Source organism: Holtiella tumoricola (genome assembly GCF_027857615.1).
Classification (GTDB): Bacteria; Bacillota; Clostridia; order Lachnospirales; family Cellulosilyticaceae; genus Holtiella; species Holtiella tumoricola.
This window is the reverse complement of the sequence record NZ_JAQIFT010000043.1, coordinates 167,364-185,741: the sequence shown is the minus strand read 5'-3', so window position 1 is coordinate 185,741 and position 18,378 is coordinate 167,364. Positions and strand designations below refer to the sequence as shown.

Here is an 18,378-nt window from a genome sequence, read left to right as displayed (position 1 = left end):
CTCATTAATGATATAATGTCTTCTTTAGGGCAAACTACTTAAGACCTATAATTCTAATAATTTATATAACCATACAGAAATACTGACTTAATATAGGAGACTTACATGGAAATTTCTAAAAAAATAAATAAACGCCTTACTCGTACTACTTCTATTATTATCCCTATTTTTATTATTATCATCATAATCCTTATAACTTATGGTTCTAATAAAATATCGAGTTTTACTACAGCTTCACATTATCGTCAGCTTACAGAAGATGTGCAAAACTATTCTAGTATTTTAAAAGCAGTTACCCAGCAAGTTGGTGCTGATGAGGAAATCATACACTTTTTGGATCATTTCCTTACAACTGAAAGTATAGACCAAAAAAATTTTCTAGCACTCAAAAATCAGATTGCGTTGTATGAAAATATTTTACAACCTATTACTTTTATTAACACTATTAATATTGTAAGTTTGCCCGGCCAATATCTTGTTTCTAGTGGAACACTCTTTGAAGACTTCGATGTGACTAAACGCCCTTGGTTTAAAGAAGAATACCTAGATAATTATCAAGATCCTATTATTACATCTGCACATAAAGATTATACAACTGGTAAATATGCTATTAGCATTATTAAATTTATCTACTCTAATCATACGAATACTCTTTCTGGTGTGGTAATTCTAGATATTTTTATTGATGACTTATTAGATTCTATGGATAAAAGCTTTTATTTAGGAACGCTTAAGTCTTATCTCAATACTGGAAATGGAATGTATTTATCTAGGAATGGTCTCTATACATTAGACGAAATTCCTACACAAGATACTTTTATTTATTCTGATACCATTCTAGATAATAAAGTTGATATTTTATTTGCTTTTGACAAAAGTTCACTCATTTATAGTAAATACGTTAAACAAGTGACCCATACAACTATTGTTATATTACTCAGTATAGGATGTATTCTATTATTTACTTTAACACGTCTTATGAGCTTTATTATTGCTCCTCTTACAAATTCTCTAGATCATTTAAAAATACTTTTAAAGAACTTAGAAAAAAATAATTTTGAGCTAGAGCTAAATGATGAATTTGAGCAATTAGAATTTATTTCTGAGGCACTGAGTAAATCTTTTGACAAAAAAGTTCAATCCCTTATTTATTATGATGAACTAACAGGCCTACCTAATAGAAAAATGTTATTCAAACTTACTACCAAACTTATCAAAAAGGAGCAAAGCTTTGCCTTACTTTTTATTGATTTAAACAAGTTTAAATATATAAATGATTTATTTGGTCATACAGCTGGTGATGAATTACTTATTAGTTTTAGTCGTGCATTAGAAGATGTTTTTGCAGATAAAGGTATCGTAACTAGATATTCTGGTGATGAATTTGTTATTATCTATGATCGTTATACTTGTAAAAAAGACTTATTGGATTTTTATAACTTTACAGTTATTCCAACATTCACTAAGCCCATTTATTTTAATCAACATCATGCAGTGGTTGAATTCTCAGCTGGAGCTGCGATCTACCCAAATGATGCTACAACCTTTGATGATCTTATACGCAAAAGTGATTTTATTATGTATCATTGTAAAAAGAACGACCCTAGCAAAGGCCTCATCTTCTTTAACCCTATGCTTTATGCAACAAATCTTAAAGTAGAAGATATAAAAATGGAGTTAAAACAAGCACTCTCTAAAGATGAATTTTTAATTCATTATCAGCCCATCGTAGGTAAAGACCAATCCATTCATAAGATAGAAGCCTTACTTAGATGGCGTAGTGAAAAATATGGTTTTGTTGCTCCTAGTGATTTTATTCTCTATGCAGAAGAAACCGGTGCAATTATTTCAATAGGTTATTGGATTATAGAAGAAATTTGTAAAAACTTTAATCCCCTTAGCCAAACGGATAGACCACTTCAAATCAGTATTAATGTATCTCCTATTCAATTAATGGATATACATTTTACACAGACTATAAAAAAGATTGCTGAGAAGTATTCTATGGATTTTAGTAACTTATGCTTTGAAATTACAGAATCTGTAGTTCTTGACGAAAATATGGTTGTCTACGATAACCTACATGCACTACACAATTTAGGTATAACCATTGCTTTAGACGACTTTGGAACAGGTTATTCATCTTTCAATTATTTACGCAAATATCAGTTAGATATTCTGAAAATCGATCGTATCTTTATTCAAGATTCATCTAATAAATATTTGAATATTGTTAAAAATATCAATGATATCGCTCATTTACTCGGTATGGAAGTTATCATCGAAGGTGTTGAAACTAAAGAGCAGTTTGATGTTTTAAATAATATGGGCTGTGACTATTTTCAAGGGTACTACTTCTCTCATCCTGTAACATTAGAAGAATTGAAGCACTTAACCACTAAATCTATCCCTCATTAATTTGTAATAATTATAATAAAGAAAAGAGTCAATAAAACGAGAGTACATCTCTCGCTTTATTGACTCTTCTCTTTGCTATTTTCCCTACCATATCGGTGCTTGATTATTCATAGAATACCCATCACTGCGTACATCTCTCATTTCTATGAATTCATCTTTTGTCTCTACTTTATTCAGTCTTTTAATAGCCCCATAAGACTCTTGTAATGAAAGTGTTGCTGCCTTTTCTGAAAGAATCCATAAAATTTTATATCCTCTTGGTCTAATTTGTAGCTTTTGCTCACCTTTTCCATCGGTAAAATAAATAAGTAAGTCTATATGCTTCTTATTGGCATACTCAAATACAGGCGTAAACTTGGTAGCACCTCTCGTGCTTGGTCTTTCTTCTATATCCTTTATAGATTTCACCTGATAGGTGCGTCTAATTTCATCATCACATTCAATGACTGTAATCGCATGATTATAGTTTTTTACAATATGCAAAACTTCCTTCATGGCTTGTTTAAATTGTTCGTCACTAATACTTCCACTAATATCAAGCGCAATAGCAATCTCTGCTTTATGCCCTCTCAGCGTACCTCTTAGATCTAACCTGTCTGGCTGTCTTCTATTACGTCTTGTAGTTGTTTTCTTTGTATGACTTTCTATTGTCCCCATCAAGCGTTTAAGATACAAATCCCAAGGCAATTCCCCTTTTTCTTTTTTAAGAGCTGCTATCATATTCCCAAGGTGAATAGGTAAAGGTCCTTTGTCGGCTTGTTCTACAAATCGTTTGGTAAAGGTGTGAATGGTTTGTTCATCTAAGCTATCACATTCCTCCCATAGGTCATGAGTCCTTGCCACATCATATTCTGTCTGGATAGATTCTTGTTGTGGCTGATCAATGAGATCCCCTTCCTCATCTTCCTCTAAAAGATCTAAAGCAATCTGAACTTTTTCCACGTAGTACTCAAAAGGCTCATAGGGTCTGAGTTTTAACTCATATTTCAAGTTAACCCACTCAAGAGTTGTAGCATAAGGTGGTAAATATTTAAGATATTGATTAACGACCATATCCATGGCTATATTTAAAGCAATTTTACTATACGTACTTTTTAGCCCTTTTGCTCGTAGTAAATGTAAAGAAACAATATGCATAATCTCATGTTTAATAGAATCTTTCATCTGATTTCTATTTAGACTTAGGAAGATAAGCGGATTAAAATAAATTACATATCTAGCACCTTTAAAGTTGACTGCTGTAGGCGTAGAAATATCAAAACGAATCTCTCGTTCCATCTGAAATAAGAAATACCCATAGAAGCAATCTTGTTCCTCCATAAGGCTAGAACTAACCTTATCAATTAAACTAAAAAAATCTTGCTTAAACTCTAGAGGAACATCTACTTCAGCTTTTTCGCCAGCACGATTCATTTTCATCATAGAAACCATTTGGATAAGTGTGATTGCTTGCTCATATAACGTATCCACTTGTTTTTCAAAATAACTTTCCATATTTTATCCTCTTATCGTTTCATAAGTTTCAAAATAAGCATCTAAAAAACAATCACATTCTAAAGCACTCTTATACACTTTAGGATAGTCCTTTTTAATCTCTTTCATAATTCCCATCATCAAATCTACTGGATAAAGTTTGAGTAATGCCATTAACTTTTCAATACTCTTACTTACTTCTCCCTCCTCCTGGTAAATAATATCCTCTAAGCGTTTAAGTATATTGGTTGCCGCTAGATATAATCTTGTATGGCTTTCATTTTTTACTCGTTCTATAAATGCTTCATCAAATGCCTCTGTTAAGAACACCTCATCATAACTTATTAAGAGACTATGATTCGCTTCTACAAAGCTTACAAATTCTTGCGCAATGACCTTTCCTACATTCCCCCCTATCACATTCACAAATACATGACGTGGGATATTCCCTTCACTTTCTTTATAGACTTTATAAGTCTTAGAAATTCTTTCATAGCTTCTAGGTGTAGCTCTAATATCATCCTCGTTAATAACATTTAAATACTCTGGGAAAGTAGAAATAAACTCGATGACCTTTTGTTCAATCCCCACTTCACTTGCCCATCTTAGCCATTGCACTGGATCACTTTCCATATTCAACCATACAAAGCGATTCTCCTGAGCCGCGTCCATATCTACAACTTGATAGTCAAACTCTGATCCATACTTTTGTGAAGGATTCATTGCTGCCAAGATTTTTACTGTTTCATGAAGCTTATAACCATTGATTTCACGATTCAAAATTAAATTCATAAGTTCTTGCTGTACTGTATGCTCACAACGATTGATTTCATCAATAAAGAGCAATACACTTTGTCCATTGTTGATAGCCCTATCTATTTCTCTTAACTTAGTATGCACGGCATAGACGGTTGTTTTCTTCTCTATAAGCTGTCCATTGTCTCCTACTGCTGTATAAACTTCTACTGTTGGAAGCCCACCAATTTCACCTTCTTTAAGTAAGTTACCATCAATTATAATTAAGTGCCAGTCATTGGCCTTTGCTATTTCACGGGCAAGAGCTGTCTTTCCAATACCACTTTCCCCAACAATTAGAGGGACCTCTCCTGTAGCAAGTACTAATTCTACACTTTTTAATGTTTCTATAAAATTCATTCTTGTCATCTCCTATGCCATCTTCAGCTTTTCATCTACAGTAATTTGTTTGGCTTTCTTACTTCCATATTTATAAATAAAGTGTATCTTATCTATCTGAAAACGTATGCTACTTCTATCAATCTTTCCACATCTTAAAAAGTCTCTCACATACTTTTCTTCCACTTCATCTGCTGAAAGTACTTCTTTTAACAGAAGCTCTAACTCATTTAATTCAACTTGTTCCTCTATATATTTGATCACTAAAATATTTATCTTTAAAAAGGTAAGTAATCTCTCTTTATCTAGATTTGGAATAAAACGAATAGCATCCTCATTGCTTCTAATAGCTAGACACTGTGCACCATAGCTTGGTGACGTCATAAACTTTAAAGCATCATAGCTCGCCTCAACAGCTGCCTCTTGGGCAGACTCACAAGGGGACTTAATATACTTAATAGCATCATAATTGGTACGTACAGCAAGTAACTGAATGGCCTCACTTGGTTCTTCAATATACTGAATTGCCCAACCTGACTGACCTACCGCAAGCTTCATCACTTCTTCTGTAGGTTCTTTAAGATATTCTAAGTTACTCCATCCTTTTTTTATAGCTTCAAGCATCATCTCTTCTGAAGGTACCTGGACAAATTTAATTGCACGAGCATTATTGGCTACTGCTATCTCTTCCATTTCTTGTGTAGGCGCTTCTATATATTGTAATAATAGCCCATTCTTCTTAAGGGCAGCCAATTTCATTTCATCTGTAGGACTTGGAATCGTTTTGATTGCAAAAGGATTCATCTCAATCATCCTAATCATTTTTGCTTCTTCCATTGTTTTAACTTCTTTCTATTATTTAATTAACTATTATTATCACTTAATATTTTATCTTTTTGTCTTTTAACTGTCTACACTTAAATTTTAACACTTTCACATATAAAAATGCACGTAAGTTTCAAACTTACGTGCATTTCTTATTCAATATTTATTGATTACTCTTTTCTGAAAAAACGATTAATCTCATCACAAGCCATTTTATTTAACTTACCCATATTACCTTTAACTTCTTCATTTTCTTGATCACGATCTTTTTTATTAAGACCCATTACCGTATAATCTATATCTTTTTGAAGGAGGCTTTCTATTGTATTCCATAAATCCATATACTCTTCGCCCTTATTAAAGCTAATTGCTTTACCAGATTTTTTCTGACTTATACCTCTTTGAAGTTCTTCTAAAATATACTCATTTGTTACATATATATGAATGGGTTGACCTGCTTGAAGCATTTTTGTATCTTCCAATTCTTCTAAACCTGTTGCCAGGGCCATAAGCTCTAGTCTGGCTACTCGTGTTTCCTCTTCTAAAAGCTTAATTGCTTCCTTTGAAGTATCTCCTTGTTGAAGAATATAGGCACAAACGCCTACTGCTTGGTCATTACGTTTTCTTTTATTTGCTTTACAATATAATTGTATTGGTGTCATATATACTCTCTTTTCCTTTAGTACTTGCTTTGTATAGTCTATCATATACTGTCAATATAAAGTCCATCTTCATTTCTTATTACTTATTATATATCCCTATCATTTATCTTACTTAATAATTTCTAATACATAGGCCTTAAAGGTCTCAAAACCTTCCATATCACGAGAAGTTCCTTTGTGCATTTCTTTTGTATAGAAATTATATTCCACATTCCCATAGTTAAAAGCTGGACTTGTTAAGATAAAGCTAAACTCTGTCGTTCTATAATTGACCCCACTATTCATTGCCTTTACACAGATTTCAAGCAACGCTTCTGGATCTTCTAACTGTTTGTTTGCTACTATTTTAAGAATGAAACTAAATAAACGGTAGCCTCCGTTTAAAGGAAACATTTCACCCTTTCCTGTATAAAAGAGTTTGCCTGTATTATGGAAGTACTTAAGATTTCTAAAGCTCATATTTTTATAGGTATCTTCTACTTCTAATCCTTCTAGCTGAAAAGACTTTGCAGAGTCACTGATACTTTCCCAGCTTGTATCTTGTACCCCTGCATTATTTTTAATAGTTTTTTCGAACTGCTTATAAGCCTCATCTATCTTTTTATTTGTATAAATAACTGTATCATTAACAATGACACTGTATTCTCCATTATCAAAAACTAAAGCCACTTTGCTACTCATCTTTATCTCCTTTATCATCTAATAATAATGATTATTATATCATATGAATTATATTATTAGTATGCTTATTTAACTACTATACCCTTTATATAAAAAGATTCCTAGACTGTATTTTGTCTAGGAATTTTTAAAATTATAACAGCTTAACGCTCTTCTCTAAAGTAATTTTCTCCAAGTGCTTTTGGTCCTAAGTTCTGTCCACCTGAACGAATAGACCCTATCACAAGGAATAAAATAGTCACAACATAAGGTAACATATCTACAAAATATTGATTAATTTGAATGCCTGCTGCTTGAAGACGTAAACCTAAAATATCTAATGCACCAAATAAAATGGCTCCAAAGATGGCTTTGAGTGGATGCCATCCAATGAAGATAACAAGTGCTACTGCAATCCATCCACGTCCTGCTGTAATATTTTGTTGCCATGCAGGTACATACACTAATGAAAGAAATGCACCAGATAAACCACATAACATCCCACCTATTACAAGGTTAAGATATTTATAAAGTTCTACACGAATTCCTACAGCATCTGCTGCCGCTGGACTCTCTCCAATCATACGTGCATTAAGTCCTACTTTTGTATATTTATAATAAACAAAAAGAATAATCGCTATAATATAAGCAAGATAAATAAAGATACTTTGATTAAAGAAAGCTGCCCCTATAATAGGTATTTCACTTAGCAGTGGGATAGCTTTTGGTGCTAATACTGCCTTAACAGGCTCAGGTACAATTTGTCCTACCAGATTTTGTCCTAAAAAGTTAGCAAAACCTGTTCCAAATATAGTAAGGGTAAGTCCTGTTACAACTTGGTTAGCACGTAAAGATACAGTTAAAACAGCATAAATCAATGCACCAAAACCGCCTGCTAACATAGCTCCTAGTAATGCAAGCCATGCATTTTGAGTTGTTACCCCTACATTAAACCCGACTACTGCTCCCATAACCATCATACCTTCTACACCCAGGTTGATGTGTCCTACTTTTTCACTCATTACTCCGCCAAGTGTGGCAAGTAAAAGAGGTGTTCCTGCTATAACTGCTGCTATTAAAAATGACTCTATTCCCATTTACATTGCCTCCTTTGCAACTTCTTTTTCAAAATGTACTTTATAGTTAATAAAGAATTGTGAACCAAGTACACAGAATAATACTACACCTTGGATAATCTCTGCCGCTGCTTGTGGAATTTGATAAGCTGTCTGAATATAACTTGCGCCTTGTGTCAAGATAGCAAAGAAAACAGACACGACTACAATCCATGGACTCTTAAGGTTAGCAAGCCATGCAATAATAATAGCTGTATATCCTACTCCTGCTGTTAAATCCATTGTAAGGGTGTTGTTAACTGCAGATGCTTGAATCATCCCTGTTAAGCCACAAATTCCTCCACTTAAAAGCATAGCGAAAATCATAATCTTTCTTACATTCATCCCTGCATACTTAGCTGTATTTTCACTTTCTCCAAGTACTTGAATTTCATACCCCGCCTTTGTATGATTAATCAATACGTGAATACCGATAACTAATACAATGGCAATAATCCATCCCATATGTATACCAAAAACTTTTGGTAAGATAGCATTATCTGTAAAGTTAGCAATCTTAGGGAATCCCATAGCTGCTGGATCTTTCCATGGTCCATATTGTAAATAAACAATCCACTTCAGTGCAATATAGTTCATCATTAATGTAACAATGGTCTCATTTGTTCCAAATTTAGCTTTTAACATTGCTGGTATAAGTGCCCATATACCTCCACCAATCATCCCAAGGATAATCATAAGTGGGATAAGAATAATGGCTGGTAAATCCTTAAAGTATAGTGCTGCAAATGTAGCTGCAAAACCACCCATTAAAATTTGTCCTTCTGCTCCGATATTCCAGAATTTCATACGGAAGGCTACTGCAATCCCTACTGCTGTAATAATAAGAGGAATGGCTGTAATAACAGTTTGTCTGAAACGGTGAGCTGATCCAAAGCATCCCTCTAACATAGAAGCATACACTTCAAAAGGATTATGTCCCATAACACCTATAAATACGCTGGTTAAAATGATAGCTAGTACAATAGCTAATCCTGTAATTGCTACTTTCTTCTTTGCAGAAATAGCGCCGTTTTTAGATACCCTTATTTGCATGTTGTCCTCCCATCATTAACCCAAGCTGTTCTTTTGTTACACCATCTGCTTCTACAAGCCCTGTCATCTCTCCATCACACATAACCATAATACGGTCACAAAGTTGCATCAATACATCTAGGTCTTCTCCAACAAAGAGTACTGCTACGCCCTTTTCCTTTTGCTCATTAATCAAGTCATAAATTTGATGAGTAGACCCTACATCTAGTCCCCTTACAGCATAAGCTGTTATAAGCACACGTGGATTGGCATCAATTTCACGTCCTAAAAGAACCTTTTGTATATTCCCTCCTGAAAGCATTTTTACAGGATGATTTATATTTGGTGTTTTAATACTTAACTTCTCAACCATTGCCTCTGCTTTGGCTTTGATTCCTTTTTTATCTAAGAATAATCCTTTTTGCGTATGATACTCTTTTAAAAGTAGATTATCTGCTGTTCCCATGCTACCTACTAAGCCCATTCCTAATCGGTCTTCTGGGATAAAGCTCATACTAATTCCTTTTTCATAAATGGTTCTTGGTTTAAGACCCGTTACCTCTTCACCTTCAAAAACTAATTTCCCACTTTCTAAAGTCTTAAGCCCTACTAATGCTTCACAAAGCTCCTTTTGTCCACTTCCAGCAACACCTGCTACACCTAGGATTTCTCCACTTCTAAGGCTAAATGAAACTTTATTAAGTAATGGCACACCTTCTTTGTCTTTAACCGTTACATCTAAAATGTCATAGACAGGCTTAGGATCATGAACTGGCTTACGTTCAATACTTAATGCTTCACTATGACCAACCATTAACTGAGTCAGATGTACTGTATTTGTATCTTTTATATCTACTGTTTTGGCTACCGTACCTTTTCTAAGAACAGTTACTACGTCACATAGTGCCATAACTTCATTTAATTTATGGGTAATAATAATGATACTTTTTCCATCTTGTTTCATCAGCCTTACAATATCAAATAACTTCTCAACCTCTTGAGGTGTAAGTACTGCTGTAGGCTCATCTAAAATAAGAATGTCACATCCTCTATAAAGAACTTTGATAATTTCTAACATCTGCTTTTCACTAACAGACATCTCACTTACTTTTTTATCTAAATCAATAGTTAAGCCATATTTTTCACAAAGTGTTTCTACACAATCTGCTTCATGACTTTCTTTGGTAAAGAACTTACCACTTCCTGCAATAATGTTCTCTTTTGCTGTAAAAGATTCTACTAATTTAAAATGTTGATGTACCATGCCAATGCCTTTAGCAATAGCACTTTTAGGAGAACTAAAATGAACTTTTTCAGAACGCACAAAAATGAACCCGCTATCGGGACTATAAATTCCTGATAGCATGTTCATTAATGTACTTTTTCCTGCGCCATTTTCTCCTAGTAGGGCATGGATTTCTCCCTTTTTAAGTGTAAGGTCAACGCCTTCATTAGCAATTACCTCACCAAAACGTTTTGTTATGTTTTTTAATTGTACCACTACTGTTTGATCCATATTGCGCCACCTATATTTTATTAGTTAATATCGCCTACTACACCTTCAACAAACCAATCATTTGAAAGTTGGTCTTCATCACTTAATACAGAGCCTTCTGGTACTCTTTCATTCCCTGCTTGGTCTTTAATTGGACCTTGGAAAGTATTAAATGTGCCTGCTTTCATCTCTGCTCTTCTTGCTTCAATGATTTCTGCTATACCCTCTTTTGCATTTGCTGTAAGAGGAGAAATATCTACGATACCTGCATCAATACCTTCCCAGTAAGCACTAGGAGTGAATGTTCCATCAATAACAGACTGTACTGCTTCTACATAATAAGGACCCCAGTTCCAAATTGCACTAACAAGATTTGCATTTGGAGCAATCCCACTCATATCTTGGTGATATCCGATTGACCATACACCTTTTTCTTCTGCTGCTTGTTGTGCCCCTGCTGCATTTTGATGTTGAGCAAGTACGTCACATCCTTGATCGATTAAAGCACTTCCAGCTTCTTTTTCTTTTGCTGGATCATACCATGTGTTTGTCCAAGATACTTTTACAACTGCATCTGGATTAACAGCTTTTACCCCAAGTGTAAAAGCATTGATTCCACGAATAACTTCTGGAATTGGCATCGCTGCAACGTATCCAATTTGGTTCGTCTCAGTTTGAAGCCCTGCTACCATACCTGTAATGTATCTTGCATCTTCTACACGGCCAAAGTAATTTGCCATATTTTCTGTTGTTTTATATCCTGAACAATGGAAGAATGTTACTTCTGGGAATTCTTTTGAAAGTTTTTCTATGTAATCCATATAACCAAATGATACTGCAAAAATAACATTGCATCCTTGGTCAATCATATCTCTAGCTACTTTTTCTACTTCTTGTGTCTCTGGTACTGATTCTTTATAAACTGTTTGTACACCAAGTTGTTCTTCTAAATAAAGTCTACCTTTATCATGAGATTGAACAAATCCACCATCTGCTACTGGTGCTGAATAAATAAATCCTGCTTTGATATCTGCATTTGCAGTTGTTTGATTGTTATCACTTTTTTCTTCTGTTTTAGGAGCATCTGTAGCTTGTACCGCTGTACCTCCTGTTGAACAACCTGTTAATAACATAGCAAGTGATAATGTTCCAGCTACTAATAATTTAAAACTTTTTTTAAACATATTCCTCTTCCTTCCATGATGTATTTCCTCAAAATAAAAAAAACTCTTTGCATAAGCAAAGAGTAATCTTCCTAACACTTCTAAATTCACTTCCAAAATAACTGATTTAATTATGCTAAATCTGTTTAGTCGAAATATGCCTTTAGAAATATTAGGATAGTTTACTCATAGCCCAGACTCTTTATGGTAGTCGGTAGAAACGCTTAGACCTTATCTCTAAGCTTATATAAGTACCTAACATTTTTCTTTTTAACAATTCGAACGTTCGAATTTAAATTCATTATAATCGTACGGAAACAAACTTTCAAGTATATTTTTAAAAAAATATATTTATGTCTATAATATTTATTATACTACAATTATTAAAACCCTTGAACTAAGTTGCTTAAGTTCAAGGGTTTTAGCCTACTTTATTTACATGAATTCTTTATAAATCATAGACATCCGAAAATTCTATTTTACATTTATGGATGAGCATCTCTTCTTTTTCTGGATCTCCATGATCTTTTTCATCTATCTGTTGTGGCTCATCTATTCGATGTATAGGAATTTTAACAACAAACAAGGAACCTTTTCCTTCTTCACTTTCCACATATATATTGCCCTGTTGCATTTCTACTAAACATTTAACCAAAGCAAGCCCAATACCTGATCCTTCACACCTTCTTGTAAAAGAAGTATCTACCTGTGCAAAACGCTCAAAAATCATAGCTTGTTTTTCTTTTGGTATACCAATTCCTGTATCCTTTACTGAAATAATCAATCTATTTTTTTCTATGCCAAGATTAACTTCTATAGAGTCTCCTTTACTTGTATATTTTACCGCATTAGAAAGTAAGTTAAGCATAATCCTTTCAATTTTTTCAGGGTCACATGCCATAACTAACTCCTCTACTTCTGTATCAAAGATAATGGAAAGTTCTTTATTTTTAACGTACTCAACAACTGACATGGTAATGTCTTCTATAATACTTATAATATTGCAGTTGACCCATTTTGCTTGATAGTATCCTGCTCCCATTTTAGATATATCTGTAATGTTATTAATAAGCCTTAATAGCCTCAATATGTTTTGTTTCTCTATACTTTTATATCGCTCTAACTTACTTAGTATCTCTCCTATACTGTCTTCTTCATCTATTTCCTTAACCTCTAGCTCAAACATCTGCATTGTACTATAAATAATATTTAATGGTGTCTTCAACTCATGAGACATATTCGCAAGGAATTCTGACTTTAAAGTTTCTAATTGTAAAGCTTCTTGATAAGCAATTTTTTCTGCCTCTATTTCTTTTCTCTTCAATAACTCACTTCTTATCTCTAGCGAGTATTCTATACTCTTAAAAAGTACGGCTATATGCTGACAAAGCTTATCAATAATACACGAGTCCATTAGTGGATACTGTAATTTTGATTCATATGTCGTAAAAATAGCCCCCATAAACTTGTTATTATACTCAATAGGATTAATTCTAATATAGCTATCATCTATTGTTTTTGATTCTTTTGTTATCCTACACCCCATCTTTTGTTCAAATACTTCTACTTTCCATTCCGTATTTTCTTCTATAAGTTCTACTAACTTAATGCCATCAATACGTAAAGGACTATTCGTCAAAAGCCTATCATCTGACTTTTGTAATCTACCAATTTCCTCCATCCTCTCTACATTCTCATTATATTTTAATATAATAATATTATTTCCTTGAAATATTCTAGCTGCTCTTGTACTAAACTCTAGTGACTGTACTAATTGATCATCAAGTTCTTTTTGATCTATCCTAAAATCTGAATTTTTACTCTCTATAACTTTAGCAATATCTACATTCTGTTTCAAAATATTATATTGGCTCATTCCTATATAGCCTTGGTAAGTTTGATTTTCATCAAATAGCGGAATTTTAATAAGCTGATAGGTTAAATTTTCTTTAGCATTGGCACTCATACGTTCTTCATTAATCATAATGCCTTTACGAAGTATGCTTTGATCCTTTTTAAATATATCTTTATTTAAAGTCTCTTTATAAACTTCTTCAGGATGTTGCTCTAAAAGCTCTTTTCTATTAGATATATTATTCATATCACTTAATTGATTTACCATTGTAAGTGTATTAGAGTTAGCAAACTTATAATTATCTTCCGTATCTGCTAACCATATTGCATAAGGAATGTTCTCTAAGATTACTTCTAGTTCTTTTGCCATAACTTTTTCTTTTTTATACTCTTTTATCACTAACCAATAGTTTTCTTTCCCTAACCATTGATTTCTAAATACTCTTACTCGTACTTCAATTAAGTTGCCTACTTTATCATATAAGCTAGTTACTATGTTTTTACTATTAGACTTTGTACTTGCCTCCATTACTTTCTCTATGGACTCTGCTAATACTTCTCCTATATATTGATTATGTAAATTATCTTTACTATATTTTAACTTCGCAATTATCCTTTTATTGCAAAATTGAATTTTATAATCCTCATCAAAAATAATAATGCCCTCATCTAAATGATCTAGAAGTGCTCTATCCATTTCTTTACCCTCCCTTAAACGCTTGTTTTCTTATAAATCTATTTTAAAATCAAATAACTCTTCCCCCTCTAATATAGTTATTTGATTTATTCTTCCATAAATCGACTTTTACTTACAAAGTATACACTATTTGAATATACTTTAAAATATAGCAATTTCTGATGGTTTTTTGCTAATCTTGTAAATAGTAGTTTATACTTTTCAAAACCCTTGTTATGTAATATACACAATAACCACTTTATAATTTTATAAATCCTCTTTCATATAAACATTTGAACAAGTAAATATACTTTAAATCATGACTTATTTACATTCTCAACTTTTTCTATCTTATGAACTTATAAAACATAAAATAGCTGGTGAGACTCTACACTCCTATTAGAATCTCACCAGCTATTCCTATCTCATTTTTAACAAGCATTAAATACAAACTGATCTAAACGTTTCATTCCCTCTTTAAGCAAGGACATAGGCAGTGCCACATTCATTCTTATTGTATCTGGTCGATTAAATGGGCGCCCATCTTGCCACAAAACACCATACGACATACCTTTATGCAATAAAGTTTCTAGGGATTTATTATGGGTTTCACACCATTTGCTACAATCTAAATAGAGCATATAGGTTCCTTCTGGCTTAGCAAGTGTAACGCCTTTAAAATGCTCACAAATATAGTTATAAGCATATTCAACATTGGCTGTTAAAACTTCTTTCAGTTCTTCTAGCCACTCATAGCCTGCTTCTTCATAGGCTCCTATTAATGCATACATAGATAATACATTCATATGATTATAATGGGTTGAAGCTGCGTACTTACGTACTCTATCGCGTAACATTTTGTTATAAATAATATGGTATGAACCTATTAATCCTGCAAGATTAAAGGTTTTTGATGGTGCATAGATGGCAATGGTTCTATTCTTTGCATCTTCAGATATACTTTGAGTAGGAATATGTCTATACCCTCTTAATGTAAGATCAGACCAAATTTCATCTGAGATTACAACACACTCATTTTCTGCATACACTTTCATAGCTGCTTCAAGTTCTTCTTTTTCCCAGACACGACCACACGGATTATGAGGAGAGCAAAATACTACACAGTGAATATTATTCTCCTTAATCTTCTTGTTCATATCTTCATAGTCCATTCTCCATGTTCCTTCATCATCTTGCTTCAGATGACTTAGTATAATCTTCCTACCATTATCTTCAAGACAATGGGTAAACCCAATGTATGTAGGTGCATGAATCAAAACTGCTTCTCCTGGAGATGTAAAAGCATTCACTGAAGAAACAACACATCCTAAAACACCATTTTCATAACTAATCTCCTCTTTTGTTAGTCCCTCTACTTCATTCCTACTTTTTTGCCACTGTATAATGGCATCATAATACGCTTCACGTGGAAAAAAGTAACCAAACGTAGGATGTTGTGTTCTTTTAATAACAGCCTCTTGAATAGTTGACACTGTTGCAAAGTTCATATCTGCAACCCACATAGGGATCACACTAAATCCCTCTTTAATTTTGACTGGTAACTGATCGATAATATCTACAGCTACTGCATCTTTTCCCTGTCTATCTATAATCGTATTAAAATCATATTTCATAACGTTATGCCCCTCTTCCTTATTCGTTATTTATAAGTTTCATTACTTCTTTATGAGTAGGTACATCATCTAGTGTTTTAGAATAATGTGCTATCAACACTTCCTTTGTAGGATCTACAACAAAATAAGCTGGTAGTTGATTTTCATTACCTTCATACTCACCATGTGTAACCCCCTTTATCTTGGCTCTCGTTGCCTTTAAAGCGACCCCTTTAGAAAAAGCTTTCTTTAGATTCTCTATAGGTTCAATCTCCAAGGCTTTATATAAATCCTGATTGGCATCACAGATTATATCAAAAGGAAAGATTTCTTTTGCCTGCCTATCTATACTATCAGCTGTAGACTGTAATACTATCACTTGATTTAGACTGCTTTTATAAAGTACTTTTTCACAATATCACTTAATAATTCAGCTGTACCCTCTACACCTAGTAGTGCTGAATTAATCATCAAATCCATATGATTTTTATCATTGGGATAATACTTTGCATAACGCATATGATAAGCATCTCTTACTTTATCTACTTCTACTATCATTTTTTTTGCTTCTTTGCTAGTCATACCCAACTCGTTTACACAGTTTAAAAGTCTATCCTCATAAGGTGCATAAATATGGATATTAAAATTATTCTTAGCATCTTCTAGAATGTTATCTGCACATCTGCCTACAATAATACAACTTTGCTTTTCTGCAAGTTCCCTAATGGTCTGAGCTTGCACCTTGAAAATTTGATCTTGAATCTCGTTAGTTTCACTCCCAAAAGGATTCTTCATACGTGCCCATCCTGTTGCCACTGTTTCTTCTAAATCACTTATTTCTTTTACTGTCAAACCCATTTTCTTTGCTACTAAGTCTACTATATCACGATCAAAGTATTCTATATTTAAAATTTCTGACATTTTCTTAGCTATAGGTCTTCCTAAACTTCCAAATTGACGTGATATGGAAATACTAAATTTATTCATTATAATCTCCCCTTATTTTATACATAACTTTCGATATACTTCATACCATATTTGACTGTAGCCATTACGCCTATCTTCAGCACCTTTTCATCTATATCAAAATATTCATTATGATGCTCTGCACCTGAACCGTATTCCAAATTTGAGATTCCTAAAAATGCCAGTACACTTGGATAGATCTGTGTATATCTTGAAAAAGATTCAGATGCATACCACGGACTACATTTAGCCACTATTCCTTGCGGATATATCTCTTTAATACCTTCTTGGGCTAGCTTTACACACCCTTCATCATTCATAACAGGTGCAATAAGTACCTTGGTAGTAGGTGCAAATTCAACCCTACAGTCGTTTAATGCTGCCGTATGCTCAGCTACTTTCTTAATAAGTGCAATCGCCTTCTCCCCCTCTTTGGTATCAAAGAACCTTAAGGAGCCTGTAATCTCTGCTGAACTTGGAAAAATATTTGCCGTACCTCCACCCATAATCGTTGTAATACCAAAGGTTACCGTTTTTTCAACATCTAGTTGGTTTACAAATGTACCTGGAATATTGGTAACAATATTAGCTGCTGCATAGACTGGATTTATTGATTTATCCGGTCTTGAACCATGTCCACCTCGTCCATTAACTTGAATGCCAACACCTGCTCCCCCCGCCATTCTAGGTCCTGCTTCTACAGATATTTCTCCTGACTCTAATCCTGAGTACACATGTATTGCCCAAACCGTATCAGGTTTTAATTTTTCTAGCCCCTCAAGTATCTGCTTGACACTTTTTCCACATTCCTCACCAGCTTCAAAGCAAAAGATTAGCCTCCCTACAAGTTTTTCTTTTAACTGATGTAGCACTTGTATACTTCCAAGCAACATCGCTGTATGTGCATCATGCCCACATGCATGACAAGTCCCTTCTTGTTCTGAGACACAAGTTCTTGGCCCGACTAAATTATTCAGATTCTCCTTCATAGGCAAGGCATCCATATCTGCTCTAAATGCAATTGTTGGACCAGTTCTTCCTGTATCCATTATGGCTATAAGAGCTGTTTGTGTAACTTTTTCATAAGGTATATCTAGCACCTCTAACTCATGGCAAACTAATTGACTAGTTTTGTATTCTTCACCGCCTACTTCAGCAAAAGTATGTATTTTTCGTCTCATCTCAATCGTATATTCTTCTACCTGATGCGCACATAATTGAATGGTTCTATTGATATCTATACCCCTTCCCCCTTTCTTATTTCTTATTTGTTATTTTCTATTCCTTATTTC

The 18,378-nt window shown here is 33.6% G+C and carries 15 protein-coding genes and 1 riboswitch; of the genes, 1 reads left to right on the top strand and 14 read right to left on the bottom strand.

Annotation, left to right across the window (positions count from 1 at the left end; all coding sequences use genetic code 11):
• Positions 1-105 precede the first annotated feature (105 nt).
• Positions 106-2,418 (top strand): bifunctional diguanylate cyclase/phosphodiesterase, encoded by a 2,313-nt coding sequence (locus PBV87_RS10915; RefSeq protein WP_271012288.1) that lies wholly within the window; start codon positions 106-108, stop codon positions 2,416-2,418.
• A gap of 84 nt (positions 2,419-2,502) precedes the next feature.
• Here the strand turns inward: PBV87_RS10915 and PBV87_RS10910 are convergent, their stop codons facing one another.
• The 14 genes from PBV87_RS10910 to PBV87_RS10845 all read right to left on the bottom strand — a co-directional run bounded on the left by PBV87_RS10910 (position 2,503) and on the right by PBV87_RS10845 (position 18,267).
• On the bottom strand, positions 2,503-3,912 hold the full coding sequence (locus tag PBV87_RS10910) for a vWA domain-containing protein (protein WP_271012287.1): 1,410 nt from the start codon (positions 3,910-3,912) through the stop codon (positions 2,503-2,505).
• Positions 3,913-3,915: 3 nt separating this feature from the next.
• Complete coding sequence (locus PBV87_RS10905; RefSeq protein ID WP_053984502.1) at positions 3,916-5,046, bottom strand: ATP-binding protein; 1,131 nt, start codon at positions 5,044-5,046, stop codon at positions 3,916-3,918.
• A 12-nt stretch (positions 5,047-5,058) separates the two neighbouring features.
• Positions 5,059-5,862, bottom strand: coding sequence for a hypothetical protein (locus PBV87_RS10900; RefSeq protein WP_053984503.1), 804 nt, complete (start codon positions 5,860-5,862; stop codon positions 5,059-5,061).
• A gap of 158 nt (positions 5,863-6,020) precedes the next feature.
• Positions 6,021-6,512, bottom strand: a complete 492-nt coding sequence (locus PBV87_RS10895; protein WP_271012286.1) for a hypothetical protein — start codon at positions 6,510-6,512, stop codon at positions 6,021-6,023.
• Positions 6,513-6,620: 108 nt separating this feature from the next.
• Complete coding sequence (locus PBV87_RS10890; protein ID WP_271012285.1) at positions 6,621-7,193, bottom strand: hypothetical protein; 573 nt, start codon at positions 7,191-7,193, stop codon at positions 6,621-6,623.
• A 143-nt stretch (positions 7,194-7,336) separates the two neighbouring features.
• Positions 7,337-8,269, bottom strand: coding sequence for an ABC transporter permease (locus PBV87_RS10885; RefSeq protein WP_271012284.1), 933 nt, complete (start codon positions 8,267-8,269; stop codon positions 7,337-7,339).
• The gene (locus PBV87_RS10880; RefSeq protein ID WP_271012283.1) at positions 8,270-9,340 is read right to left on the bottom strand and encodes an ABC transporter permease; all 1,071 of its coding nucleotides are present in this window, start codon (positions 9,338-9,340) and stop codon (positions 8,270-8,272) included.
• Positions 9,321-10,835, bottom strand: a complete 1,515-nt coding sequence (locus PBV87_RS10875) for an ABC transporter ATP-binding protein (RefSeq protein ID WP_271012282.1) — start codon at positions 10,833-10,835, stop codon at positions 9,321-9,323. The genes PBV87_RS10880 and PBV87_RS10875 overlap by 20 nt, the downstream gene beginning before the upstream one ends.
• A 20-nt stretch (positions 10,836-10,855) precedes the next feature.
• A complete protein-coding gene (locus PBV87_RS10870; RefSeq protein ID WP_053984509.1) occupies positions 10,856-11,998 on the bottom strand; it encodes a BMP family ABC transporter substrate-binding protein in 1,143 nt (380 codons plus the stop codon).
• A gap of 148 nt (positions 11,999-12,146) precedes the next feature.
• A riboswitch (purine riboswitch) is annotated at positions 12,147-12,248 on the bottom strand.
• A 177-nt stretch (positions 12,249-12,425) separates the two neighbouring features.
• Entirely contained in the window at positions 12,426-14,528 is a 2,103-nt protein-coding gene (locus PBV87_RS10865; protein ID WP_271012281.1) for a PAS domain-containing sensor histidine kinase, read from the bottom strand.
• Positions 14,529-14,938: 410 nt separating this feature from the next.
• Complete coding sequence (locus PBV87_RS10860) at positions 14,939-16,141, bottom strand: MalY/PatB family protein (protein ID WP_271012280.1); 1,203 nt, start codon at positions 16,139-16,141, stop codon at positions 14,939-14,941.
• Between the two features lie 19 nt (positions 16,142-16,160).
• Positions 16,161-16,499: an AhpC/TSA family protein gene (locus PBV87_RS10855; protein WP_271012279.1), complete on the bottom strand. Its 339-nt coding sequence runs from the start codon at positions 16,497-16,499 to the stop codon at positions 16,161-16,163.
• Positions 16,500-16,504: 5 nt separating this feature from the next.
• Positions 16,505-17,107, bottom strand: a complete 603-nt coding sequence (locus tag PBV87_RS10850) for a cytidylate kinase-like family protein (protein WP_271012278.1) — start codon at positions 17,105-17,107, stop codon at positions 16,505-16,507.
• Between the two features lie 17 nt (positions 17,108-17,124).
• On the bottom strand, positions 17,125-18,267 hold the full coding sequence (locus tag PBV87_RS10845) for an amidohydrolase (RefSeq protein ID WP_271012277.1): 1,143 nt from the start codon (positions 18,265-18,267) through the stop codon (positions 17,125-17,127).
• Positions 18,268-18,378 lie beyond the last annotated feature (111 nt).

Bases quoted from the DNA above. Each gene is read 5' to 3' on its own strand.
- PBV87_RS10870 (WP_053984509.1), bottom strand. From the start codon at position 11,998: ATGTTTAAAAAAAGTTTTAAATTATTAGTAGCTGGAACATTATCACTT.
- PBV87_RS10875 (WP_271012282.1), bottom strand. From the start codon at position 10,835: ATGGATCAAACAGTAGTGGTACAATTAAAAAACATAACAAAACGTTTT.
- PBV87_RS10850 (WP_271012278.1), bottom strand. From the start codon at position 17,107: ATGAATAAATTTAGTATTTCCATATCACGTCAATTTGGAAGTTTAGGA.
- PBV87_RS10885 (WP_271012284.1), bottom strand. From the start codon at position 8,269: ATGGGAATAGAGTCATTTTTAATAGCAGCAGTTATAGCAGGAACACCT.
- PBV87_RS10860 (WP_271012280.1), bottom strand. From the start codon at position 16,141: ATGAAATATGATTTTAATACGATTATAGATAGACAGGGAAAAGATGCA.
- PBV87_RS10910 (WP_271012287.1), bottom strand. From the start codon at position 3,912: ATGGAAAGTTATTTTGAAAAACAAGTGGATACGTTATATGAGCAAGCA.
- PBV87_RS10865 (WP_271012281.1), bottom strand. From the start codon at position 14,528: ATGGATAGAGCACTTCTAGATCATTTAGATGAGGGCATTATTATTTTT.
- PBV87_RS10845 (WP_271012277.1), bottom strand. From the start codon at position 18,267: ATGAGACGAAAAATACATACTTTTGCTGAAGTAGGCGGTGAAGAATAC.
- PBV87_RS10880 (WP_271012283.1), bottom strand. From the start codon at position 9,340: ATGCAAATAAGGGTATCTAAAAACGGCGCTATTTCTGCAAAGAAGAAA.
- PBV87_RS10915 (WP_271012288.1), top strand. From the start codon at position 106: ATGGAAATTTCTAAAAAAATAAATAAACGCCTTACTCGTACTACTTCT.
- PBV87_RS10890 (WP_271012285.1), bottom strand. From the start codon at position 7,193: ATGAGTAGCAAAGTGGCTTTAGTTTTTGATAATGGAGAATACAGTGTC.
- PBV87_RS10900 (WP_053984503.1), bottom strand. From the start codon at position 5,862: ATGGAAGAAGCAAAAATGATTAGGATGATTGAGATGAATCCTTTTGCA.
- PBV87_RS10895 (WP_271012286.1), bottom strand. From the start codon at position 6,512: ATGACACCAATACAATTATATTGTAAAGCAAATAAAAGAAAACGTAAT.
- PBV87_RS10905 (WP_053984502.1), bottom strand. From the start codon at position 5,046: ATGAATTTTATAGAAACATTAAAAAGTGTAGAATTAGTACTTGCTACA.